The following is a 23,313-nucleotide window of genomic DNA, read 5'->3' on the forward strand; positions in this document are numbered from 1 at the left end:
GGCGGAAAAGAAATGCGGTGCAGAGGATGCGCGCCCTCACCCCTTCAAAAATTCACTGGCCTTGTACAGCGAACGAAACTCCAGGCCGGCTTCCGCGAACGTTTCGGTCGCGCCTTCCTCGCGGTCGACCATGGTCAACACCAGCACGATCTCGCCGCCGGCGTCGCGCACGGCTTCAACGGCCTTCAGTGCCGAGCCGCCGGTCGTGGTGACGTCCTCGACGATGACGATGCGCTTGCCCTGCAAGGTCTCGCCCTTGGCGAGCCCCTCCACCGCGAGGCGGGCGCCGTGCTCCTTCGGCTTCTTGCGCACGAAGAAGGCCGCGATCGGGTGCCCCTTGATCCAGGAGAGCTGCGCGATCGCGCCGGCCAGTGGCACTGCGCCCATCTCCAGCCCGCCGACGAAATCGAGGTTGTCGTCCTTCAGCGCCTCATAGGTCAGCTCGGCCAGCAGCGCTGCGCCTTCGGGGTCAAGCATGGTCGGCTTGAGGTTGAAGTAGAAGTCGCTCTTGCGGCCCGAGGCCAGCGTGATCTCGCCGCGCCCGAACGAACGCTTGCGGATGATCTCGGCGAGACGGGCGCGGGAGGCGGATTTGGACAAGGCGGTTTTCCTAAGGGGCGTTTCAGGCGGGGCGCAATCTATCGGCGCTTTCCTGGACATTCCAGCGCCGATCTCGTGCCGTCAACAGGGCACGGTGTCCCGCGGGCGGCCCGGTGAACGCAGGGACGGCATTCGGAAAGGCCCGTTGTAAGGCCCTTTGGTTCCGCGCTACGGGAAGTCAAAGCTTCGGCGAAGCTGCTCTTTGGGGGAAACCGTAGATGACGATCGAACTGCACACCTGGAACACGCCGAACGGCCGCAAGATCTCGGTTGCGCTGGAGGAAATGGGACTGCCCTACAAGGTGGTTCCGGTGAACATCACTAAGGGCGAGCAGATGGCGCCCGATTTCCTCAAGATCAGCCCGAACAACAAGATTCCCGCGATCGTCGATCCCGACGGCCCCGGCGGCAAGCCGGTCGGCATCTTCGAGTCCGGCGCGATCCTGCTCTATCTCGGCGAGAAGACCGGCAAGTTCCTGCCGAAGCCGCTGGCCGAACGCATCCCGGTTTATGAATGGCTGATGTGGCAGATGGGCGGCTTCGGCCCGATGCCGGGCCAGGTGCACCATTTCATCGCGCTGGAGAACGAAACCGACCGCGCCTACGGCCTGAAGCGCTACATGGCCGAGACCCGCCGTCTCTACGGCGTGCTGGACCGCCGGCTGAAAGGCCGCGAATTCGTCGCCGACGCCCTGTCGGTCGCCGACTTCGCCATCCTCGGCTGGGCCTGGCGCCACCCGCGCCACAAGGTGGAGCTGAAGGATTTTCCCAACGTCGAGCGCTGGTACAACGCGCTGATGGCCCGCCCGGCCACCAAGCGCGGCATGGAAGCGAAGCTGGATTGATACTCTCGGTCCGGACCCACTGCTGTCGTCGCCCGGCCGGGCGATGACAGCGTGGCTAATGCGCCTCGTCCCAATTGTTCGCGGCCCGCGCATCGACTTGCAGCGGCAGCGAGAGTACCACCGCGGGGAATGGCGCGTCCTGCATGACGTGCTGCACCACCGGCAGCGTCGCCGCCACTTCCTCGTCGGGCACCTCGAAGATCAGTTCGTCATGAACTTGCAAGAGCATCTGTGCCGAGAGCTTCTTTTCCACCAGCGCGTCTTCCATGCGGATCATGGCACGGCGGATGATGTCGGCGGCGGTGCCTTGCAGACGCGCATTGATCGACGCGCGCTCGTTGAAGGAGCGGACCGAGGCGTTGGAGGCCTTGATGTCCGGGTAGTACATTTTCCGCCCGAACAGCGTCGTGACGTAGCCGTTGGTGCGGCAGAAATCCCGCGTCTCGTCCATATAGGCTCGGATGCCGGGAAAGCGCTCGAAATATTTCTTGATGTAGGCGGATGCTTCCTCGCGCGCGATGCCGAGCTGGTTCGCCAGCCCGAACGCCGAGATGCCGTAGATGATGCCGAAATTGATCGCTTTCGCCCGACGCCGTACCTCGCCCGGCATGTCTTTGATCGGCACGCCGAACATTTCGGATGCCGTCATGGCGTGAATGTCGAGCCCGTCGCGGAACGCCTGCTTCAGCACCGGGATGTCGGCGATCTCGGCCAGCAGCCGCAGTTCGATTTGCGAGTAATCCGCCGACACCAGCTTGTGACCGGGTGTCGCGATGAAGGCACGACGGATCTTGCGGCCGTCCTCGGTACGCACAGGAATGTTCTGCAGGTTCGGCTCGTTCGACGACAGTCGCCCCGTGGTGGTGGCGGCCAGCGCGTAGGTGGTGTGCACGCGGTGGGTCTGCGGATGGACATATTCCGGCAGCGCGTCGGTGTAGGTCGATTTCAGTTTCGACACCTGCCGCCATTCCAGAATCTTCTTCGGAAATTCGTGGCCCTGTTCGGCGAGCTCATCGAGGATCTGCGCCGAGGTCGACCATGCCCCGGTCTTGGTCTTGGTGCCGCCGGGTATTCCCATCTTGCCGAATAGGATATCGCCGATCTGCTTGGGGCTGCCGACATTGATCGGCTCGCCCGCGATCTCCTGCAGCTCGGCTTCGACGCGCGCCGCGGTTTGGGCGAACTCGCCCGACAGCCGCGACAGCACCTGCCGATCGATCGAAATGCCGCGCCGTTCCATCCGCGCCAGCACGCTGACCAGCGGCCGCTCAAGGGTCTCGTAGACCGTGGTCATGTGCTCTGCGGCGAGCCGCGGCTTCAGCACGCGATGCAGCCTCAAGATCACATCGGCGCTTTCGGCCGAATAGGCAGTCGCCTTGTCGATCGCGACCTGGTCGAAGGTCAGCTTGTTCTTGCCGTTGCCGATGAGCTCGCTTTCGCTGATCACGGCATGGCCGAACCAGCGTTCGGCCAGCGAGGCCAGCGCATGCGAATTGCGCCCGGCGTCGAGCGCATACGACATCAACTGCGCATCGTCGATATTGCGCAGGGTGATGTCATGTTGCGCCAGCATCACCGCGCTGAACTTGATGTCGAAGCCGATCTTGAGAATGCCTGATGATTCCAACAGCGGCTGCAGCGCAGCCAGCGCCTCGGCGGCTGTGATCTGGTCCGGCGCGAGACCGGCGTCGAACAGGCCCGCGCCGCCGCCGGACTGCTTGTGGGTGAGGGGAACGTAGCAGGCGTCATTCGGCGCCAGCGCCAGCGCGATGCCGCAAATGTCGGCCTGCATCGGATCGTCCGAACTCGCCTTGGCGTCGATCGCAAACGTGCCCGCGTCATAGGCGCGCGCGACCCAGGCCTTGAGTTCGTCGAGATTGCGGATGGTCTGGTACTTGCTGCGGTCGACAGGCAGTTTTCGCGCGGCTTCGGCGCGGGCGGCGGCAAGTGAGATCGGTGCTCCCTTGGGGCTCGCCGCCTTGTCCTGCTTGTCGGCGCCTTTGGCCGGCGCGGTGCCAGGTTTGCCTGCGGGTGGGCTGTCGAACAGCGTCGCACCTTCATAGCCTTCCGGCTTCTTGCCCGAGGGCGGAGGCGCGAAAACACTGGCGCCGCTCTTGTTGCCGGCATCCGGCTCGATATCGGCGGGATCGATCTGCGAATATTCGGCGACACGGCGGGTGAGGGTGGAGAACTCCATCGCCTTGAGGAAGGCGATCAGCTTGCGCGCGTCCGGCTCGTGCACCGCGAGGTCGTCGAGCGGCACTTCGAGGTCGACCTTGTCGTCGAGCAGCACCAGTTGCCGCGAGATCCGCGCCTTCTCGGCGTTCTCGATCAGGGCTTCGCGCCGCTTCGGCTGCTTGATCTCGCCGGCGCGGAACAGCAGTTGTTCCAGATCGCCATACTCGATGATCAATTGCGCGGCGGTCTTGACGCCGATGCCGGGCACGCCGGGCACATTGTCGGTGGAATCGCCGGCCAGCGCCTGCACCTCGACCACCTTCTCCGGCGGCACACCGAATTTCTCGATCACTTCGGGAATGCCGATGCGGCGGTCCTTCATGGTGTCGTACATCGTGACGCAATCGGTCACGAGCTGCATCAGATCCTTGTCTGACGACACAATGGTGGCGGTAGCCCCGCGCTCGCAGGCGATGCGGACATAGGTCGCGATCAGATCGTCGGCCTCGAAGCCGACCTGTTCCAGGCAGGGCAGGTCGAACGCGCGCACCGCCTCGCGGATCAGCGCGAATTGCGGGATCAGATCGTCCGGCGCCGCTGTTCGGTGCGCCTTGTAATCGGGATAGAGCTTGTTGCGGAACGTGATCTCCGATTTGTCGAACACGACCGCCAGATGTGTCGGTCGGTTATCCTCGGGCATCTCGCGCAACAGCTTCCACAGCATGTTGCAGAACCCGAGCACGGCATTGACCTGCAGCCCGTCGGATCTGCGGTTCAGGGGCGGCAGCGCGTGATAAGCGCGGAAAATGTAGCCGGAACCGTCCACCAGGAAGACGTGGTCGCCCTTGCCAGGACTTTTGGCTGGCGCCTTGGCAGGGGTTTTGGCGGGGACGGGTTTCGCTGCGGTTTTGGGGGCTGATTTCGGCATGGCCGAAATTTAGAGATTTTTGCGCGGATTGACAGCCTCGGGAGGTGGATCGACCACAGATTCTCTGTCATGGCCGGGCTTGACCCGGCCATCCACCTTCTTGTGAAGAAAGGGACGGATGCCCGGATGACGGATGCCCGGATCAAGTCCGGGCATGACGAATTGCCGTAACCTACTCCGCCGGCTGCAACACAGGTGCGGCCTTTTTCGGTGCGATCCAGAAGGCGGCGGGGCGCTCGAACAGGAAGTCGGCGCGCAACGCCAGCGCCAGCCGCCAGATCACCACTGCGCCCGCGACGCCGGCAACGGTGACAATCAGCGAGATCGCGCCGATATCGGCGATCAGGCCGGTCTTCAGCAAGAGCGTCCGGATCACCGCCATCGGCAGGAAGAAGGCGAGATAGATGACGATGGAGTGCTCGCCGCAATAACGCAGGAAGTTCAGCCACTGCATGCGCGCCAGCAGCGTGCCCATCACGATGATGGCGCCGGCGCCGGCGAACCCGAGCGCCAGCGAGATGAGCGGCCAATGGCTGAAGTCCGCGATCACCAGGCCGCCATTGACGAGCGCCCACAGCGCCAGTCCGGCCAGTGCCAGTGCGGGCTTCTCCCGCGAGCGATCCGACAACGCGAATACGTAGGAGGCAAACAGATAGCCGGAATAGAAATAGACGAAGCGCGCGCAGAATTCGTCGATCACGGTCCAGTCGGTCTTGACATGCGCCATCTCCAGCGCGGCGGCCGCAAACCAGATCGCCAGCGAAGGGACGCCGCATGACAATTTTGTGACGACGAAGAATACCGGCAGCAGATAAATGAACCACAACGTGCCGAACGGCTCGATGAAGGATTCCAGATACATAAATCCGACATGAGACCAGCCGCTCTCGGCAGCGAAGCCCGGCGCTTTGAAGCCGAACTGGATCGTCATCCACAGCAGGTAGAAATAGGCGAAATGCACGACCTTGCGGTCGAGATAGGTGCGCCAGTCGCGGTCGATCACGACAGCGAGAAAAAGGCCTGAAATCAGGAAGAAATCCGGCATCCGGAACGGCTGCGCGAACATGACGAACGCATGCATGAAACCGGTCTCGCCGGCCACCTTTTCCACACCGAGCACCGAATGCATCATCACCACCATGACGATGCAGATGCCCTTGGCATAATCCACCCAGTCGATGCGGGTGGAACGTTCGCTGACGGCTGTGCCGTTTAAAGTCATCGGTGTCCCTTTTCGGCGCGAGGCGGGCACATCTTCGGCCCGATCCGTTGCTTTCTCCTTTATCCATACAAATGACATGCCGGCTTTCTGCGCTTTTTCCGGTTTCCCCTTTGCTGAAAAATGCTCTAAGACGCCCGCGAATTCGGGATTGGCGTTAACCATCAAATACGGATTGTTTTCATGCGAATCGCCATGATTGGCACGGGCTATGTGGGACTGGTATCCGGCGCCTGCTTTGCGGATTTCGGCCACCAGGTTACCTGCGTGGACAAGGATGCCGGCAAGATCGAAGCTCTGCGCAGAGGCGAAATCCCGATTTTCGAACCCGGCCTCGATGCCCTGGTGGCGTCCAACGTCAAGGCCAGGCGGCTCGATTTCACCACCGACCTGACCGCGCCGGTCGCGGAAGCCGATGCCGTGTTCATCGCGGTCGGCACCCCGTCGCGGCGCGGCGACGGCCATGCCGACCTGACTTACGTCTACAGCGCCGCGCGCGAGATCGCCGCGGCACTATCCGGCTTCACGGTGGTGGTGACAAAATCGACCGTGCCGGTCGGCACCGGTGACGAGGTTGAGCGCTTGATTCGTGAGGCCAATCCCTCGGCCGACGTGGTGGTCGCGTCCAATCCGGAATTTTTGCGCGAGGGCGCTGCGATCCGCGACTTCAAATTTCCCGACCGCATCGTGGTCGGTACCGATGACGGGCGCGGGCGCAAGGTGCTCGGTGACGTCTACCGGCCGCTGTCGCTCAACCAGGCGCCGCTGATGTTCACGGCGCGGCGTACCGCGGAATTGATCAAATACGCGGCGAACGCGTTCCTCGCCACCAAGATCACCTTCATCAACGAAATCGCCGACCTGTCGGAAAAGGTCGGCGCCGACGTCCAGCAGGTCGCCCGCGGCATCGGACTCGACAACCGCATCGGCGCGAAATTCCTGCACGCCGGCCCGGGCTTCGGCGGCTCGTGCTTTCCGAAGGATACCCGCGCGCTGGTCAAGATCGCGCAGGACCATGATGTGCAGTTGCGGATCGTCGAGGCCGTGCTCGGCGTCAACGACATCAGGAAGCGGGCGATGGCGCGCAAGGTTTCCAATGCCGCCGGCGGCAATCTGCGTGGCAAGACCGTGGCCGTGCTCGGTCTCACCTTCAAGCCCGACACCGACGACATGCGCGAGGCGCCGTCGATCCCGCTGGTCACCGGCCTGCTCGACATGGGCGCGAAAGTGCGCGCGCACGATCCGGTCGGCATGGAGCAGGCGAAGAAGGAACTGCCCGAGATCGAATATTGCGCCGATCCTTACGAATGCGCGCGCGGCGCCGATGCGCTGGTGATTGTCACCGAGTGGGTTCAGTTCCGGGCACTCGATCTGGCCCGCCTCAGGGCCGAAATGGCGCAGCCGGTCGTGGTGGACTTGCGCAACATCTACCAGCCCGAGGATATGGCCGCGCACGGGTTTACGTATGAGAGTGTGGGGCGCGCGCCTGAACCGCAGGTGTGACGCGCCGACGTGCGATCAGGAATTCCGTCATGGCCGGGCTTGTCCCGGCCATCCACGTCTTGTTTTCTACGATGAAGAAAGACGTGGATGCCCGGGTCAGGCCCGGGCATGACGAGTTGGTGAGACACTTTGCCCCGCAGCTTCGATACGCCCCTCCCGATCGACGTGGTACTCGACGAACTCGCCGCCACGCTGACGGGTCACAACGTCGCGGTGCTGGTGGCCCCTCCCGGCGCCGGCAAGACCACGCGGGTGCCGCTGGCGCTGCTCGGCGCGCCGTGGCTGAAGGGCAAGAAGATCATCATGCTGGAGCCGCGGCGGATCGCGGCGCGGGCCAGCGCCGAGCGGATGGCGCGGACGCTGGGCGAGCGTGCCGGCGAGACCGTCGGCTATCGCGTCCGTTTCGGCTCAAAAATATCGCGCGCGACGCGGATCGAAGTCGTCACCGAGGGAATTTTCACGCGGCAGATTCTCGATGATCCGGAGTTGAACGGCGTCGCCGCCGTGCTGTTCGACGAATTTCACGAGCGCTCGCTCGACGCCGATCTGGGGCTCGCACTGGCGCGCGACGCGCAAACGGGATTGCGCGAGGATCTGCGTATTCTCGTGATGTCGGCGACGCTCGACGGCGCGCGGGTCGGCAAGCTGCTCGGCGATGCACCGGTGGTGGCGAGCGAAGGCCGCGCCTTTCCGGTCGAGACGCGTTATATCGGCCGCAAGGTGGATGCGCCCATTGAGCGGCAGATGGCGGATGCGATCGCTGTCGCGCTGCGCGCCGATCCCGGCTCGGTGCTGGCGTTCCTGCCGGGCGCCGCCGAAATCCGCCGCACGCAGAATTTTCTCAGCGAGCGGGTTCATGATGCGACCGTCGAGATCGTGCCGCTGTTCGGCGCGCTCGACGCCGCCGTGCAGGACCGCGCCATCGCGCCGGCGCCGAAGGGAAGCCGCAAGGTGGTGCTGGCGACCCCGATTGCCGAGACATCTCTGACGATAGAAGGCGTACGTATCGTTGTCGATTCCGGTCTGGCACGCGTGCCGCGCTACGAGCCAGACATTGGCCTGACCCGGCTGGAGACGGTGCGCGCCTCGCGCGCCGCGATCGATCAGCGCCGCGGCCGCGCCGGCCGCACCGAGCCCGGCGTGTGCTATCGGCTGTGGGACGAGCCGCAGACCGCTTCGCTGGCGGCCTATACTCAGCCTGAAATTCTTTCCGCCGATCTTTCCTCGCTGGTGCTCGATCTCGCGCAATGGGGCGTCCGCGACCCGGCGACGCTGGCGTTTCTCGATCCCCCACCGGCGCCCGCGCTGAAGGAAGCCAACAGCCTGCTCAACGAACTCGGCGCGCTCGATTTGGATGGCCGGATCACGGCGGAGGGCAAGAGCCTGCGTGCGCTGGCGCTGCCGCCGCGGCTGGCGCGCATGATCGTGGATTCGCATCGGCTCGGCACAGGCGAGGAGGCGGCCGAAATCGCCGCGATCCTGACCGAGCGCGGCCTCGGCGGCGACAGCGTCGATCTCGATCACCGGCTCGACCAGTTCCGTCGCGACCGTTCGCCCCGCGCCGGTAGCGCCCGCAGCCTCGCGCAGCGCTGGGCGCAGCAGGTGGCCGCGACGGAAGGGCCGGCTGGCAAGGACGCCTCGCCGTCCACCGGGATCATGCTGGCGCTGGCCTTCCCTGAACGCGTCGCGCGCAACCGCGGCAATGGCAGCTTCGTGCTCGCCAATGGACGAGGCGCTGCCGTCGATCAGACCTCGTCGCTGGCGCGCGTGCCCTATATCGCGGTCGGCGAACTGACCGGCACCGCGGCCCAGGGACGCATTTTGCTGGCGGCGCCGATCGCACAGGCCGATATCGAATCGCATTTCGTTGATCATATCGAGAATAGCGAAGAGATTTCATTCGATCGCAATGCGCTGGCGCTGCGTGCCCGCCGCAAGCGGACGCTGCATGCGATCACGCTGTCGGAAGCGCCGATGGCGCTGTCGCCCTCGGCAGAGACCGCGCGCATCTTCGCCGCGGGCCTGATTGCCGCCGGGCTCGACAAGCTGCCGTGGTCGAAATCCCTGAAGCAATGGCGCGACCGCGTCACCTTCCTGCGCAAGGCGGAAGGCGATAGCTGGCCTGATTTGTCGGACACGGCGCTCGCTGCCGACTGCGAGAACTGGCTGGCGCCGGCGCTCTACGACAAGACCTCGCTGAAGGAGCTTTCGCCCGGCGACCTCTCCGACGCGCTGATGGCGCTGTTGCCGTGGGAGTTGCGCGCTCGGCTGGAGCGCGAAGCGCCGACGCATTTCGAAGCGCCGACCGGCACCATGCTGGCGATCGACTACGAAGCCGAGCAGGGCCCGACCATTGCCGTGCGCCTGCAGGAATTGTTCGGGCTGAACACCCATCCCTCGATCGCCAGGGGCGCGGTGCCGCTGGTGCTGGAATTGCTGTCGCCGGCGCAACGCCCGGTGCAGGTGACGCGCGATTTGCCGGGCTTCTGGCGCGGCAGCTATGCGGCCGTGCGCTCCGACTTGCGCGGCCGCTACCCCCGCCACTCCTGGCCGGAAGACCCGGCTACCGCGCTGCCGACGCGGCGCGTCAAGCCGCGCGGGACGTGAAGCTTCAAAGCTGTCGTTGCCGGGCTTGACCCGGCAATCCATCCCTGCCGAACAAAGTTTTCGCGAAGATGATCGATATGCGGGTCAAGCCCGCGTATGACAACCGCGCGTTAACGCTTCACTCATCCTTTTCGTCAAAATGGCGGCCTCGGCCGCCTCTGGTAAGTCGCGGCTTGGCCCCTGGCGTGGTGTTATCGGCGGTCTGGCAATCGAGTGTGGCGTAATGCGTAACCTGATGATCCTCGCCGCCATCCTGGTCGGCGCCGGAACCTATATGGCGCAGATGGCGGACAAGATGTCGGCGGCGCCCGCCTCCGCCAGCACGTCGCCGAACAAAGCTTCCGGCCAAACGGTCGCGCAAGCCTCTGGCCGCAGCCTCGACATCCCTCGCGACGCCCGCGGCCATTTCCAGACCGACGGCCGTATCGACGGTCAGCGCGTCAATTTCATGATCGACACCGGCGCCTCGCTGGTGGCGCTGAATGAAAAGTCGGCGGCGCGGTTTGGCCTGCGTCCCTCGCGCAGCGATTACAACGCCACCGTGACTACCGCCAACGGCACCATCAAGGCCGCGCGCACGCGGCTTGCCATGATCGAACTCGGCGGCCTCATCGTGCGCGACGTCGACGCCCTGGTGCTGCCCGACGAGGCACTGTCGGAGAACCTGCTCGGCCTGTCGTTCCTGTCGAAGCTGAAGCGTTTCGAATATGCCAACGGTAGGCTGGTGCTGGAACAGTAGGGCTCCCGCCCGTTGCCTCTCCCGGTTTGCCTGGCGGCATGCTATATTTTCCAGATGAACAGTTCCGAAGCCCTGGAGACCCTGCGACGCTCCGAACACGCCCTGCGCGGGCGCGGTGTGAAGCATGCCGCCTTGTTCGGGTCAGTGGCACGCGGCGAAAATCGTTCCGACAGCGATATCGACATCATGATCGAACTCGATCCGGAGGCTCGGATTACGGTCTTCGACTACGTGGATATCAAGGAATACATCGCGCAGCTTTTTGACAGGCCCGTGGACGTTGTGAACCGCGAAGGGCTCAAACCTTATGTCCGTCCGGCGGCAATGGCCGACGCCATCTATGCCTTCTGACCCCACGAACCGTGCGCTCCGCGATATCCTCCACCACATCGATTTGGCGGAGAACTTCGTCGAAGGTCTGGATCGCGAAACATTTAAGGCGGATTTGCAGGCTTTCTATGCAGTTACTCGTTGCCTGGAGATCATATCTGAAGCTTCGCGGCGCCTACCAAATGAGCCAAAGGCGCGCCACTCCGCGATTTCTTGGAAGCAAATGGCAGACGCTGGAAATGTCTATCGTCACGATTACGAGGACGTTGCGGCCCAACTGGTTTGGGAGACCGTGCAGCAATCCCTGCCGCCGTTGAAGGTTGTGATCGAAGCAGAAATTCGGCGATCGCGCGCCTAAGTCCCGGTGGTGTCGTTTGCCTGCAACTGCCAAATTCGCCGCAATTAATCGTCACAAGCCGCCGGTCCCGCCTTCCGCTGCGCCCCAGCATTCGCTAAGGCTGCGGTGTTCCCTCGCATTTTATTGATAAGGCCTCCCCATGTTCCCGAAGCCCAAATCCATGCTCGTTCCGAATACCTATGCCTATGAATCCGGGCCGATGGTGAAGGCAACCGGCTTTCGCGAATACGACGCGCGCTGGCTGTTCGAAAAGGAAATCAACCTGATGGGCATTCAGGCGCTGGGCATGGGGCTCGGCGCACTGATCAAGGAACTCGGCGTCAAACAAGAAATCGTTACCGGTCACGATTTTCGCGGCTATTCGGCCTCGATCAAATACGCGCTGATTTCCGGCCTGATGGCGGCGGGATGCAAGGTGCATGACATCGGGCTTGCGGTGACGCCGATGGCCTATTTCGCGCAGTTCGATCTGGACGTGCCCTGCGTCGCCATGGTGACGGCGTCGCATAACGACAATGGCTGGACCGGCGTCAAGATGGGCGTTAACCGCCCGCTCACCTTCGGTCCCGACGAGATGACGCGGCTGAAGGAAATCGTGCTCAACGCCGAGTTCGACAACAAGGCTGGCGGTTCCTATCATTTTCACGAGAATTTCCCGGCGCGCTACATCGCCGATCTTACGAAGCGGCCGAAGCTCAAGCGCAAGCTGAAGGTCGTCGTCGCCTGCGGCAATGGTACGGCCGGCGCCTTTGCGCCGCCGGTGATGGAGGCGATCGGCTGCGAAGTGATTCCGCTCGACACCGAACTCGATCATACGTTCCCGAAATACAATCCGAACCCCGAAGACATGGAGATGCTGCACGCGATCCGCGACGCGGTGCTCAAGCACAAGGCCGATGTGGGCCTGGGCTTCGACGGTGACGGCGACCGCTGCGGCGTGGTCGACAACACCGGTGAGGAAATTTTCGCCGACAAGGTCGGCGTGATGCTGGCGCGCGACATGTCGGCGATCCACAAGGACGCGCAGTTCGTGGTCGACGTGAAATCCACCGGACTGTTCGTGACTGACCCGGTGCTGCAGAAGCAGGGTGCGAAGACGGCGTACTGGAAGACCGGCCATTCCTACATGAAGCGCCGCACCAACGAGATGGGCGCGCTGGCGGGCTTCGAGAAATCCGGTCACTTCTTCTTCAACAAGCCGTTCGGCCGCGGCTATGACGATGGCCTCGTCTCGGCAATTGCGATCTGCGAGATGCTCGACCGCGCGTCTGGCAAGTCGATGGCGGACCTGAAAGACGCGATTCCGAAAACCTGGTCGTCGCCGACGATGTCGCCGCATTGCGCCGACGAGGCGAAATACGGCGTCGCCGATGCCGTGGTGAAGCATTTCGAAGCGCTGCAGAAAAACGGCGACAAGGTCGCGGGCCAAAAAATCCGCGATCTCGTCACCGTCAACGGCGTGCGCGTGACCGTCGAGGACGGAAGCTGGGGCCTGGTGCGGGCCTCATCCAACAAGCCGGAACTGGTAGTGGTGGTCGAAAGCCCGGTTTCCGAACAGCGCATGCGCGACATGTTCGAGGCGATGGATTCGGTGCTGCGGACGCATCCGGAGGTCGGCGCGTACAATCAGAAGATTTGAATTCAGAGCTGTCATTGCCGGGCTTGACCCGGCAATCCATCCGCTTCGAAAAGTTCTTGTGAAGATCGATGGGCACGCGGGTCAAGCCCGCGTGTGACGAGCTTAAGTCGACCGCTCCTACGCCGCCGGCACCGGCAGCGCGGTCACCGACTTGATCTTCTCCATCGCAAAGCGCGAGGTGACGTTCTTCAGCGGCACCGCGCTGATCAGCTTCTTGTAGAACACGTCATAGCTCGCCATGTCGGCGACCACGACGCGCAGCATGTAGTCGACGTCGCCGGCCATCCGGTAAAACTCCATCACCTCGGGCATGGCGCTGACGGCGCTGGCGAAGGCTTTCAGCCAGGCCTCGGAATGGTCCGCGCTCTCAACAGACACGAACACCGAAATGCCCAGCCCGATCTTGTTCTGGTCGACCAGCGCTACCCGGCGCAGGATCACGCCGTCGGCCTCCAGCCGCTGGATCCGCTTCCAGCACGGCGTCGACGACAACCCGACCCGGTCCCCGATCTCGGCGACCGACAGGGAGGCGTCCTCCTGCAGCACGGTCAGGATCTTGCGATCGATGGCGTCTAAGCGACGGTTGGCTTCAGGTAGCTGAATGGCTAGGTCGGTCATGAGAAAAATGTTCCATACGAGAGGTTTGTTATCCTCATATATAGAAAATTCTTCTATAGCAAGCCCTGCTATTGGCCGCTCGACGCCCGGTCTGCAACCTGGCCGTGGTTCAAAAACTCTTCAACTTCAGCACGTTGCGGGGCGGCGAAGGCGCCGCCGAACCGGGTGCATTTCAGTGCCGCGGCGGCGGAGGCGAATCGAAGCGCCTGTCGCAATTCCTGCTTTTCGGTAATGGCCAGCGCGAACGCGCCATGGAACACGTCGCCGGCGCCCAAGGTGTCCACCGTGTGGACCGGGAAGGCCGGCGTTTCCTGGATCTCCCCGTTCTCGTCGAGCCAGATCGTGCCCCTCGGGCCCCGGGTTCCCGCCAGAAACGACGGGGTCAGTTTGGCAATTTTCTTCAGCGCCTGGGCGTCGTCGGTGACGTCAGCGGTTTCCTGCAGTGGTTCGCTCGAGAACACCAGGTGCGTGGAGGCATTCAACAGGCCCTCGCGCAGCGACATTGCGCGATCGACGTCGACGATGACGGGAATGCCGCGCCGGACCGCCTCGGCGCAAAGCTCCGTGCAGAATTCGGCGCAGCGGCTCTCGGTAAGAATGGCGGCGCAATCGTCCAGCAGCGTATCGAAATCAGGCAATTTCACATGCCACAATTTCGGATCGCGGAACGTTACGATCGTGCGCTCGCCGGAAGGGTCGATCATAACCGCCGATATCGGCGTCACCAGCCCCGGCATGTGAATGAGGTGTTTTGTTTCGATGCCCTCATGCGCCATCTGCTCGAAGATGAAACGACTGGATGTTTCCTTGGAATCACCCATCGGCCCACAGATCGAGGCGCGGCCGCCGAGCCTCACGATGCCAATCGCGCCATTCAACGCGTTGCCGCCGCAGATTTCGTCGAAGCCTGTCGCATTCTCCTTGGAGCCACGCCCGGGGACAGCGGGGGTATTGAAGGTAAGGTCGCGCACCGGCATGCCGATGCAGAGAATTCGCGGCGGGACTTTGGGCGCTTTGTCCTGAAAGTTCATTTGGGAATCCGTCATGTCGGTTCCGCCTTCAGCCGGAACCAGGGTCCCGAGTTAATCGCTTGGTTCATGGACGGTTCCCGCTATGCGCCCGTGTTGCTTTCCCCATGCACCCAGCGTCCGATCAGATGATGCGCGATGGCGAACGGATGCGCTGCAAATAAGCCGTCAGGATGTTCACGCCGGTGCATCAGGGCGACCTCGGCGCGATCGAACCAGCGCGCGTCCTCGAGCTCGGTGCGGTCCACCACGATATCCTCGTTGAGTGCGCGTGCGGCGCATCCGATCATCAGCGATGACGGATACGGCCATGGCTGCGTCATGTAATAGCTCACGTCGGTGCAGCGAATGCCGGATTCCTCGAAAATCTCGCGGCGGACCGCGTCTTCGATCGTCTCCGCCGCTTCGACGAAGCCGGCCAGACACGACCACATCCCCGGCAAGAACTGCTTCTGCCGGCCGAGCAGGCATTTGTCGCCTGACGCGACCAGCATGATCACGACCGGATCGGTGCGCGGAAAATGCTCGGCCTTGCAACTCGGGCACTCGCGCTTCCAGCCGCCCTCCTTCATCGTGGTACGGGTGCCGCAATTGGCGCAGAAGCCGTGACGCTGGTGCCAGGTCACCATCGATTTGGCCATGGCGATGGCGGAGAGCTGTTCCGGCGGCACCGTGCCCTGCATGGCCATGCCGCGCAGCTCGGTCACGGCGACGTCGTCGCGCGTGATCAGCTTCTCCACGGCTGTGGCCGAAATGCCCATGCCGAAAACCGGCGCGCCGTCGCGCAGGCCCAAAAAGATCGTGCCGGGATTGGCGCCGAGTTTCACGGCCTCTTCGACGCCGAGCAGCACGCGCGGCCCATCCGCCTCCTGCCTCACCAGAAGCGAGTCGCGGTAGATCACATAGGCGCCGGCGTTGCGCTGGCTCTCCAGCGCGAACAGTTTTTCGTCATTGCTGCGCAGATGCGCGGCGCGATCCAGAATATGGGTAACGAAAGCGGGCTTCCCCAGCGGATATTTGTCGAATGCGGACATCGGTTCAACCTAACCAGATCTTGCGGCGAAGCGCGTTGATGAAATTCTGTACTTCCTCGGCGTCATGCGCCAGCGGCGGCATCACGCCCCAGACCGGGCGCGGCCAGGCCGCATCGCTGGTGCGCCGCGCGATGACGTGGACGTGCAACTGCGGCACCAGATTACCCAGCGCGGCGACATTGAGCTTGTCGCATTTGGTGATCTCTTTCAGCGCGCGCGAGACCCGTGAGATTTCGGTCATCAACTGCGCCTGCGCGACCTCGTCGAGGTCGATGATTTCCACCGCACCCTCCCGGCGCGGCACCAGCAGCAGCCACGGGTAGTGCGCATCCTTGATGACCAGCACCTTGCACAGCGGCAGGTCACCGATGTCGATCGTGTCCTTTTTGAGCTGGGAATGCAGCGACCAGGCGGAGGCGTCAGAGGGCATTAGGGTTCTATGATCCTTGAAGTAGGATTGCAGAGGGCGGCCACTGCAACAACACCCGTCATGCCCGGGCTTGTCCCGGGCATCCACGTCTTTTTTGCGCTCAATTGGAAGAAGCAAGACGTGGATGGCCGGGTCAAGCCCGGCCATGACGAAACAGGGTAGTTCCGGCGCATGGCACCCACTCAACCCCGCTTGCTTTCCGGGCCTTTTGGCCCCAAATAAGGACCGGGAGATTGGCGGTGGACGAGCCACTCGCCAACCGGGTCAGGTCCGGAAGGAAGCAGCCCTAACGAGGTCCGGATCGGGTCGCTCGTCAGTCTCCTACCTGTTTTTCGAGCGAATCGCGCAAGGAAGGCGGAAAGGTCCGCGCCTTGCGCCTGATTTCGTTCCTTTCCGCAAGCCGGCCCCGAGAGACAATCAATTGCGGATCGACCGATGAGTGATGCTGGCGCTCCCCCCGACAAGTCAGACGGCGCCGGCCAGGGCGGTTTTGCTCTCGGCCAGGGCGAGGCTGCCAAGCCCTACCGGGTGCTGGCACGCAAATACCGCCCCTCCAGCTTCGACGACCTGATCGGCCAGGAGGCCATGGTCCGCACCGTTTCGAACGCGTTCGAAACGGGCCGGATTCCGCAGGCCTGGATCCTGACCGGCGTCCGCGGCGTCGGCAAAACCACCACGGCGCGGATTCTCGCCCGCGCACTGAACTACGAAAAGCCTGATGGCTCGGTGAAGGGACCGACCATCCACATGCCCGACCTCGGCGTGCACTGCCAGGCGATCATGGAAAGCCGGCACATGGACGTGCTGGAAATGGACGCCGCGTCCCATACCGGCGTCGACGACGTCCGCCAGATCAATGACAGCGTCCGCTACGCGCCGGCCAGCGCCCGCTACAAAGTCTACATCATCGACGAAGTCCACATGCTGTCGACGGCGGCCTTCAACGCCTTCCTGAAGACGCTGGAGGAGCCGCCAGAGCACGCCAAATTCGTGTTCGCCACCACCGAAATCCGCAAAGTCCCGGTCACCGTGCTGTCGCGCTGCCAGCGTTTTGATCTCCGCCGCGTCGAGGCCGATGTGTTGATGAACCATCTCAGCAACATCGCCGCAAAGGAAGGTGTTGAAGTCGAGCCCGAGGCGCTCGGCATCATCGCCCGCGCCGCGGAAGGCTCGGTGCGCGATTCGCTGTCTTTGTTCGATCAGGCGATCGCGCATGCAGCGGGCCTTGTCCGTGCCGACGCCGTCCGGCAGATGCTGGGGCTCGCCGACCGCACCCGGGTAATCGACCTGTTCGAGCACCTGGCGCGCGGCGATATCGCCAGCGCCTTTGGCGAATTCCGCAGCCAATACGACGTCGGCGCCGATCCGGTCGTGGTGCTGTCTGATCTCGCCGAATTCGTCAATTTCGTCACCCGGGTGAAATTCGTTCCCGCCACTGCTGACAATGTCGCGTTCGGCGAGACCGAGCGTGTCCGCGCCCGCGAATTCGCCGCAAAATTGTCGATGCGGGTGCTGTCGCGGATGTGGCAGATGCTGCTCAAGGGCATCGCCGAGGTGCAGACCGCGACCCGCCCGGCGGCGGCCGCCGAAATGGTGCTGGTCCGCATCGCCTATGTCGCTGATTTGCCGACGCCGGATGAGGCGATCCGGATGCTCGACCAGAACGGCGGCGGAGCGCAAATGGCCTCCGGGGGCGCGGCGCCGTCACGGGCTGCGCCCACCGCGCCGGTATCTTCAATGCCTGCCGCGTCGCCGATGCGGACGCCTGCATCGCCCCGCTCCGGCGCGGAAGCGTCCGCGCGGCCGCAAATGGCGGCGCCGTCAGCCCAAACCGAGTCCGCGGCCGTCTTGCGGATCACCACTTTTCCGCAACTGGTCGCCCTCGCCGGCGAGAAACGCGATATCCTGACCAAGACGGCGCTGGAATCCGATATGCGCCTCGTCCGGTTCGAGGACGGCCGGCTGGAAGTGGCGCTGGAGCGCAATGCGGCGCGGGGGTTGGTCAACGACCTCTCCCGCAAGCTGGAATTGTGGACCGGGCGGCGCTGGACTGTGATCGTCTCCAACGAGGCCGGCCAGCCGACGCTGCGCTCGCAGAATGAGCAGGCGAGGAACGAGCACGCGCGCGCCGCGGAGGCCGATCCGCGCGTGCAGGAGGTGCTGGCGCGATTTCCCGGCGCCAAGGTGGTCGAGGTGCGCCGGCTTGCCGCCGAGCCGCCGGAATCCAATATTAACGGTGAAGAGTTGAACGAGACGTCCGACGACGACTGATCGGACTCTCGAGAGGACGAACGAATGGCTGATTTTCTCGGCATGATGAAGCAGGCAGCAGAACTGCAATCCAAGATGCAGGCAATGCAGGAAGAGCTCGGCAATCTCGAGGTCGAGGGCATCTCCGGCGGTGGGCTGGTCGCCGTGCGCATGACTGCGAAGATGGAAGTGAAGGGCGTCAGGATCGATCCGTCGTTGATGAAGGCCGAAGAGCGTGAAGTGCTCGAGGATCTGCTGGTGACCGCGCACAACGAAGCGCGGCGCAAGGCGGAAACCGCGGCGATGGAAAAGATGCAGGCACTGACCGGCGGGCTTGGGCTGCCGCCCGGTCTTGGTCTGACCTGAAATGGCCGCCAGCGTTGCCGGCCCTGAAATCGAACGCCTGATCCAGCTCCTGGCGCGCCTGCCGGGCCTAGGGCCGCGCTCGGCGCGGCGCGCGGCGCTGCACCTGATCAAGAAGCGCGAGGCGCTGATGACGCCGCTCGCCGGCGCCCTGCAGGTCGCGATCGACAAGATTCAAGTCTGCAAGACCTGCGGCAATATCGACACGCAAAATCCCTGCACGGTGTGCACCGACCCGCGGCGCGATCCCTCGACCATCGTCGTAGTCGCCGACGTCGCCGATCTCTGGGCGCTGGAACGGGCGAATGCGACCAACGGCCGCTATCACGTGCTCGGCGCCACATTGTCGCCGCTCGACGGCGTCGGTCCGCAGGATCTGACCATCGATGCGCTGGTGGCGCGCGCGCACGAGTCACAAGTCGGCGAGATCGTTCTGGCGCTGAACGCAACGGTTGATGGCCAGACCACCGCCCATTACATCACCGATCTCCTGCAGGACGCCAACGTCAAGGTGACCCGGCTCGCGCACGGCGTGCCTGTCGGCGGCGAGCTTGATTATCTCGACGAAGGTACGCTATCGGCTGCCATGCGGCAGCGAACGCTGTTCTAACCCACATCAACGGAACTGATCGACATGACGAAACGACGATTCGGCAAACGCTCCCGCTTTGCGGTCATCATCATGGCCGCGGCTCTGGCTGCGCCTTCCGCATGGGCGCAACAGGCCGAGCCGGCGCCGAAGCCCGGCAAGCTGATCAATGCCGGCGATGTCCTGTCCGGTGAACTCAACGCCATGAAGGGCGGCAAGAAGAGCAAGCGCGCCGCGACCTACCAGATCACCAGCGAACCGCGCCGGCTGCCGCCGCCGAGCGGGCTCTGCAACCTCGAAACGGGCCCTGAGACGTTCCAGCTCGTCACCAGCAGCGACGCCCAGGCCGCGCAACTGAAGAATTTCATCGGCAAGGAAATTTCCGTGAAAGTCGACGAAGTTGCCTGCGCGCAGGACGCCGGGCAGATCAGCGAAGCCGTCGTCACCAAATGGAGCGTGGTGACCAAGCACTGAATAGCGAACCTCGTAGCGCATCGTAGCTCGGATGGAGCGCAGCGCAATCCGGGGGTGCTTTAGCCGCCATCGCACCGGCCCCGGATTGCGCTTCGCTCCATCCGGCTACAAGACTAAACCTTCACCGGCCCCAATTCGTCAAAATGCCCACGGCGCTGCAGCCAGGCCAGCAGGATCAGGCTCGGCACCGCGACCAAGACGCAGATCGCAAAAAACATCGGCCATCCCACAGCCTTCGCCACATAGCCTGCGCCGGACGACAAATACGTCCGCCCCACCGCGGCCAGCGCCGTGAGCAGCGCATATTGGGTCGCAGTGTGCAGCGGATTGCGGCACAGCGCCGAAAGATAGGCGACGAAGATCACGGTGCCGATGGCGCTGGTGAAGTTCTCCGCCGTGATCGCGAACGCCAGCGCCCATTGGTTGACGCCAACCAACGCGAGCCACGAGAACGACAGATTGGCGATCGCCTGCAGCACGCCGCCGATCCACAGGCTCGCGGCCAGCGAATAGCGTCGCGCCACGAAACCGCCCGCGAAGCCGCCGATCAGGGTGGCGGCGAGCCCCACGCCCTTGACGATGGCGGCATAATCATTGCGCGTGAAGCCGAGATCGATCACGAACGGCGCGGTCATGGTGCCGGAGAACGCGTCGGTGAATTTGAACAGCACGACGAAGGCGAGCGCCGCGAGAGCGTCCTTGCGGACGAGGAACTCCGAGAACGCCCCGACCGCGGCGCGAAGTACCCGCGCAAAGGCACTCTCCGTGCGCGTCGCGGCTTCGGCGCGCGCGGATTGCTCGGGCTCGGTCGCGACGAGGGCCGTGATCGTGCCGATCAGCACCAGCGCGGCCATCACCACATAGCCCCACATCCAGGCCGCGCTGCGCGTAATACCGGTGCCCTCGAAGCCCGTGACAATGAACAGCGCGCCCGCCGTCGAGACCAGCATTCCGATGCGATAGGCCGCGACATACGACGCCATGCCGGCGGCCTGCTCGCTCTCCGGCAGGCTCTCGACGCGAAATGCATCGACCACGATGTCCTGCGTCGACGACATGGTCGCGACCAGCAATGCCCCGAGTGCGACGAACAGCGGCGAGCGCGCAGGATCAGTCAGCGCCAGCAGCAGGATCGCGCCGATCAGAAGCATCTGCGAAAACACCAGCCAGCCGCGCCGTCGCCCAAACGCGCGCGTGAAGAGCGGCACGTGCAGTGCGTCGACCAGCGGCGCCCACAGGAACTTCAGCGTGTAGGGTGTGCCGACCATTGCGAACAGCCCGATGGTGACAAGATCGACGCCGGACTCACGCATCCAGACCAGTAGCGTCGATCCCGACAGCGCCAGCGGCAGCCCTGAGGAGAACCCGAGCAGCAGCACGATCAGCACCCGTGGCTGCAGATAGACAGCGAGGCCCTCGCGCCAGGAGGGAACGGGAGCTTTCTGAGGTGAAACCGAGACGGACTCTGGTGCGGTCATGGGGGGGTGTTAGCAGAGATTCGGCCACAAAAAAGACTGTCATCGCCCTGGCGACGACGGTTTGATATGTGGCTGTAGCCGCGCAATAACCCCTACTCCCCCGCCTGCAGCTTGCGCGGCGCGGGGAACAGCTCGGCTGTTCCCCCCTTGATCACGCGCGGGGCTTCCACCGGCGCATCCGTCTTGCTGAAATCGAGCTCCTCGATCCGCCCGGCGCGTTTTTCGATCTTGTCGGCGGAGATCAAAATCTGTCGCACATCCTCGTTGACGTCGCCAAAGTGCTTCTGCAGCTTGATCACGCGCTCGCGCAGGCGGCAGAGGTCGTCGCCGAGATTGAGCACTTCGGTGCGGATCTGGTCGGCGGCATCGCGCATCCGCGCGTCTTTCAGGATCTGCTGCATCACCTGGATCGCCAGCATCAGGAGCGAGGGCGACACCAGCACGACGCGGGCGCGATAGGCCTTCTGGATCACGTCGTCGAAACCGTCGTGGATCTCGGCATAGACCGATTCCGACGGTACGAACATCAGCGCGGTGTCCTGCGTCTCGCCGGTGATCAGGTACTTTTCCGCGATGTCGCTGACATGCTTCATCACGTCGTTGCGCAAGCGCTGGCTGGCGAATTTCCGCTCCTCGTCGCTGCGCGCATCGTGCAGCGCGGTCATCGCTTCCAGCGGAAATTTCGCGTCGATGCAGAGTGGCCGCTGGTCGGGCAGGAACACGACACAGTCCGGCCGTTTGCCAGACGAGAGCGTGTACTGGAACTCGTAGGAGCCCTGCGGCATGCCGTCCTGCACGATCGCTTCCATCCGCGCCTGGCCGAAGGCGCCGCGCGACTGCTTGTTGGCGAGCACGTCGCGCAGCGTCGTGACCTGCGACGTCAGGTCGGTGAGGTTCTTGTGCGCATTGTCGATGATGCCGAGCCGCTCGTGCAGCACGCGCAGACTGTCCATGGTGTGGCGCGTGGTCGCCTCCATCGACTGGCCGACCCGGTGCGTCACCGAATCCAGCCGCTCGTTGACCGCGCGCGCCATCTCGGCCTGGCGGCCGGCCAGCGACTGCGCCATCGCATCGACCCGCCCGGTGGACTCGCTCTGCGCCCGCAGCATCTGGCTTAAGCGCTCCTCCAACTCGTCGGCGCGGATCGCCTGGGCCATCGCCAGTTCCGCGCCGCGGCGGCCGGACCGGGTGATGACGATGACGATCGCCAGCAAGAGCACCAAAGCGAGCGCGCCGAAACCTGCCAGCGCCTCGCCAACGTGAATCGGCTGGTCGCCGACCATGAAGAGAATTTCGTTCATGGGGCTTTGTAGCCGATTCGCCGGCTTTCGCGAACGAAGAGGGAACATTTATGGTAAATGGCGGGTTAATTTTCGTGGTTAACGCCGTCTTAAAAATCATGGTTAAGGCCCGGTTAAGGAGTTCCTCCGCGCATTGACCGCGACAAGTCGGCGGCTTAAATCGCGCGCTATGGCCATCAGAGAAATCATCATCCTGCCGGACAAGCAGTTGCGGCTCGTCTCCAAACCTGTCGAGAAAGTGACGACGGAGATCCGCAAGCTTGCCGACGACATGTTCGAGACCATGTACGACGCCCCCGGTATCGGGCTGGCGGCGATCCAGGTCGCGCAGCCGCTGCGGCTGATCACCATGGACCTGGCCAAGAAGGACGAGAACGGCGAAACCAAGCCTAAGCCGCGGGTGTTCATCAACCCGGAAATCATCTCCTCGTCGGAGGAATTGTCGGTCTACGAGGAAGGCTGTCTCTCGATCCCCGAATATTACGAGGAGGTCGAGCGCCCGGCGCAGGTCCGCATCCGCTTCACCGATCTCGACGGCAAGTTGCACGAGGAAGATGCCGACGGCCTGTTCGCCACCTGCATCCAGCACGAGATCGACCACCTCAACGGCGTGCTGTTCGTCGACTATCTGTCCAAGCTGAAGCGCGACCGGGTTTTGAAGAAGTTTACCAAGGCCGCCAAGCGCGCGGCGGAGTAAGGCCGCCACCCTCTCAGCCGTCATGCCCACGTCTATCTTGCTGCAAAAGACGCGGATGGCCGGGACAAGCCCGGCCATGACGGAGTAAAATCGAACCCCCTCGGG

21 protein-coding genes and 1 other RNA gene are annotated in these 23,313 nt (G+C 63.7%); 13 read left to right on the top strand and 9 right to left on the bottom strand.

Annotation, left to right across the window (positions count from 1 at the left end):
• Positions 1–36: 36 nt before the first annotated feature.
• The gene (gene pyrE / locus V1288_RS14210) at positions 37–600 is read right to left on the bottom strand and encodes an orotate phosphoribosyltransferase (RefSeq protein WP_334357624.1); all 564 of its coding nucleotides are present in this window, start codon (positions 598–600) and stop codon (positions 37–39) included.
• Positions 601–818: 218 nt separating this feature from the next.
• Between pyrE and V1288_RS14215 the strand changes: the two genes are divergently transcribed.
• Positions 819–1,445, top strand: coding sequence for a glutathione S-transferase family protein (locus V1288_RS14215; protein ID WP_334357625.1), 627 nt, complete (start codon positions 819–821; stop codon positions 1,443–1,445).
• Between the two features lie 55 nt (positions 1,446–1,500).
• Here V1288_RS14215 and polA read toward each other — a convergent pair whose 3' ends face one another.
• Positions 1,501–4,551 (bottom strand): DNA polymerase I, encoded by a 3,051-nt coding sequence (gene polA, locus V1288_RS14220; protein ID WP_334357626.1) that lies wholly within the window; start codon positions 4,549–4,551, stop codon positions 1,501–1,503.
• Positions 4,552–4,723: 172 nt separating this feature from the next.
• Positions 4,724–5,773 (bottom strand): acyltransferase family protein, encoded by a 1,050-nt coding sequence (locus V1288_RS14225; RefSeq protein ID WP_334357627.1) that lies wholly within the window; start codon positions 5,771–5,773, stop codon positions 4,724–4,726.
• A gap of 180 nt (positions 5,774–5,953) precedes the next feature.
• Here V1288_RS14225 and V1288_RS14230 point away from each other — a divergent pair, with 180 nt between their 5' ends.
• The 6 genes from V1288_RS14230 to V1288_RS14255 all read left to right on the top strand — a co-directional run bounded on the left by V1288_RS14230 (position 5,954) and on the right by V1288_RS14255 (position 12,946).
• On the top strand, positions 5,954–7,273 hold the full coding sequence (locus V1288_RS14230; RefSeq protein WP_334357628.1) for a UDP-glucose dehydrogenase family protein: 1,320 nt from the start codon (positions 5,954–5,956) through the stop codon (positions 7,271–7,273).
• Between the two features lie 129 nt (positions 7,274–7,402).
• Entirely contained in the window at positions 7,403–9,880 is a 2,478-nt protein-coding gene (hrpB, locus tag V1288_RS14235; protein WP_334357629.1) for an ATP-dependent helicase HrpB, read from the top strand.
• Positions 9,881–10,103: 223 nt separating this feature from the next.
• A complete protein-coding gene (locus V1288_RS14240; RefSeq protein ID WP_334357630.1) occupies positions 10,104–10,619 on the top strand; it encodes a TIGR02281 family clan AA aspartic protease in 516 nt (171 codons plus the stop codon).
• Between the two features lie 54 nt (positions 10,620–10,673).
• Entirely contained in the window at positions 10,674–10,970 is a 297-nt protein-coding gene (locus V1288_RS14245) for a nucleotidyltransferase family protein (RefSeq protein WP_334357631.1), read from the top strand.
• Positions 10,960–11,307 carry a HepT-like ribonuclease domain-containing protein gene (locus V1288_RS14250; protein ID WP_334357632.1) on the top strand — a complete coding sequence of 116 codons (348 nt, stop codon included), beginning with the start codon at positions 10,960–10,962 and terminating at the stop codon, positions 11,305–11,307. The genes V1288_RS14245 and V1288_RS14250 overlap by 11 nt, the downstream gene beginning before the upstream one ends.
• A 139-nt stretch (positions 11,308–11,446) precedes the next feature.
• Entirely contained in the window at positions 11,447–12,946 is a 1,500-nt protein-coding gene (locus tag V1288_RS14255) for a phosphomannomutase/phosphoglucomutase (RefSeq protein WP_334357633.1), read from the top strand.
• A 117-nt stretch (positions 12,947–13,063) separates the two neighbouring features.
• On the opposite strand, the gene V1288_RS14260 is transcribed toward V1288_RS14255, so the two are convergent.
• The 4 genes from V1288_RS14260 to V1288_RS14275 all read right to left on the bottom strand — a co-directional run bounded on the left by V1288_RS14260 (position 13,064) and on the right by V1288_RS14275 (position 16,056).
• On the bottom strand, positions 13,064–13,564 hold the full coding sequence (locus V1288_RS14260; RefSeq protein ID WP_334357634.1) for an Lrp/AsnC family transcriptional regulator: 501 nt from the start codon (positions 13,562–13,564) through the stop codon (positions 13,064–13,066).
• A gap of 68 nt (positions 13,565–13,632) precedes the next feature.
• Entirely contained in the window at positions 13,633–14,595 is a 963-nt protein-coding gene (locus V1288_RS14265) for a sugar kinase (RefSeq protein WP_334357635.1), read from the bottom strand.
• Between the two features lie 80 nt (positions 14,596–14,675).
• A complete protein-coding gene (gene nudC / locus V1288_RS14270; protein ID WP_334357636.1) occupies positions 14,676–15,626 on the bottom strand; it encodes an NAD(+) diphosphatase in 951 nt (316 codons plus the stop codon).
• A gap of 4 nt (positions 15,627–15,630) precedes the next feature.
• Positions 15,631–16,056: an HIT domain-containing protein gene (locus tag V1288_RS14275; protein ID WP_212422218.1), complete on the bottom strand. Its 426-nt coding sequence runs from the start codon at positions 16,054–16,056 to the stop codon at positions 15,631–15,633.
• A 228-nt stretch (positions 16,057–16,284) separates the two neighbouring features.
• Here V1288_RS14275 and ffs point away from each other — a divergent pair.
• The 5 genes from ffs (at position 16,285) to V1288_RS14300 (ending at position 19,732) form a co-directional block, all read left to right on the top strand.
• An RNA gene (gene ffs, locus V1288_RS14280) (signal recognition particle sRNA small type) lies at positions 16,285–16,381 on the top strand.
• Between the two features lie 110 nt (positions 16,382–16,491).
• Positions 16,492–18,327: a DNA polymerase III subunit gamma/tau gene (locus tag V1288_RS14285; protein ID WP_334357637.1), complete on the top strand. Its 1,836-nt coding sequence runs from the start codon at positions 16,492–16,494 to the stop codon at positions 18,325–18,327.
• A gap of 24 nt (positions 18,328–18,351) precedes the next feature.
• Entirely contained in the window at positions 18,352–18,672 is a 321-nt protein-coding gene (locus V1288_RS14290) for a YbaB/EbfC family nucleoid-associated protein (protein WP_334357638.1), read from the top strand.
• 1 nt (position 18,673) lies between these two features.
• Positions 18,674–19,279 carry a recombination mediator RecR gene (gene recR / locus V1288_RS14295; protein WP_057852534.1) on the top strand — a complete coding sequence of 202 codons (606 nt, stop codon included), beginning with the start codon at positions 18,674–18,676 and terminating at the stop codon, positions 19,277–19,279.
• 24 nt (positions 19,280–19,303) lie between these two features.
• Complete coding sequence (locus V1288_RS14300; protein ID WP_334357639.1) at positions 19,304–19,732, top strand: hypothetical protein; 429 nt, start codon at positions 19,304–19,306, stop codon at positions 19,730–19,732.
• 113 nt (positions 19,733–19,845) lie between these two features.
• On the opposite strand, the gene V1288_RS14305 is transcribed toward V1288_RS14300, so the two are convergent.
• Together V1288_RS14305 and V1288_RS14310 are read right to left on the bottom strand one after the other, a co-directional pair.
• Positions 19,846–21,210, bottom strand: coding sequence for an AmpG family muropeptide MFS transporter (locus V1288_RS14305; protein ID WP_334357640.1), 1,365 nt, complete (start codon positions 21,208–21,210; stop codon positions 19,846–19,848).
• 92 nt (positions 21,211–21,302) lie between these two features.
• Positions 21,303–22,511: a DNA recombination protein RmuC gene (locus tag V1288_RS14310; protein WP_334357641.1), complete on the bottom strand. Its 1,209-nt coding sequence runs from the start codon at positions 22,509–22,511 to the stop codon at positions 21,303–21,305.
• A 169-nt stretch (positions 22,512–22,680) separates the two neighbouring features.
• On the opposite strand from V1288_RS14310, the gene def reads away from it, so the two are divergent.
• Entirely contained in the window at positions 22,681–23,208 is a 528-nt protein-coding gene (gene def / locus V1288_RS14315; RefSeq protein WP_334357642.1) for a peptide deformylase, read from the top strand.
• Positions 23,209–23,313 lie beyond the last annotated feature (105 nt).

Origin of the sequence: Bradyrhizobium sp. AZCC 2176 (genome assembly GCF_036924645.1) — a bacterium.
Lineage (GTDB): Bacteria > Pseudomonadota > Alphaproteobacteria > Rhizobiales > Xanthobacteraceae > Bradyrhizobium.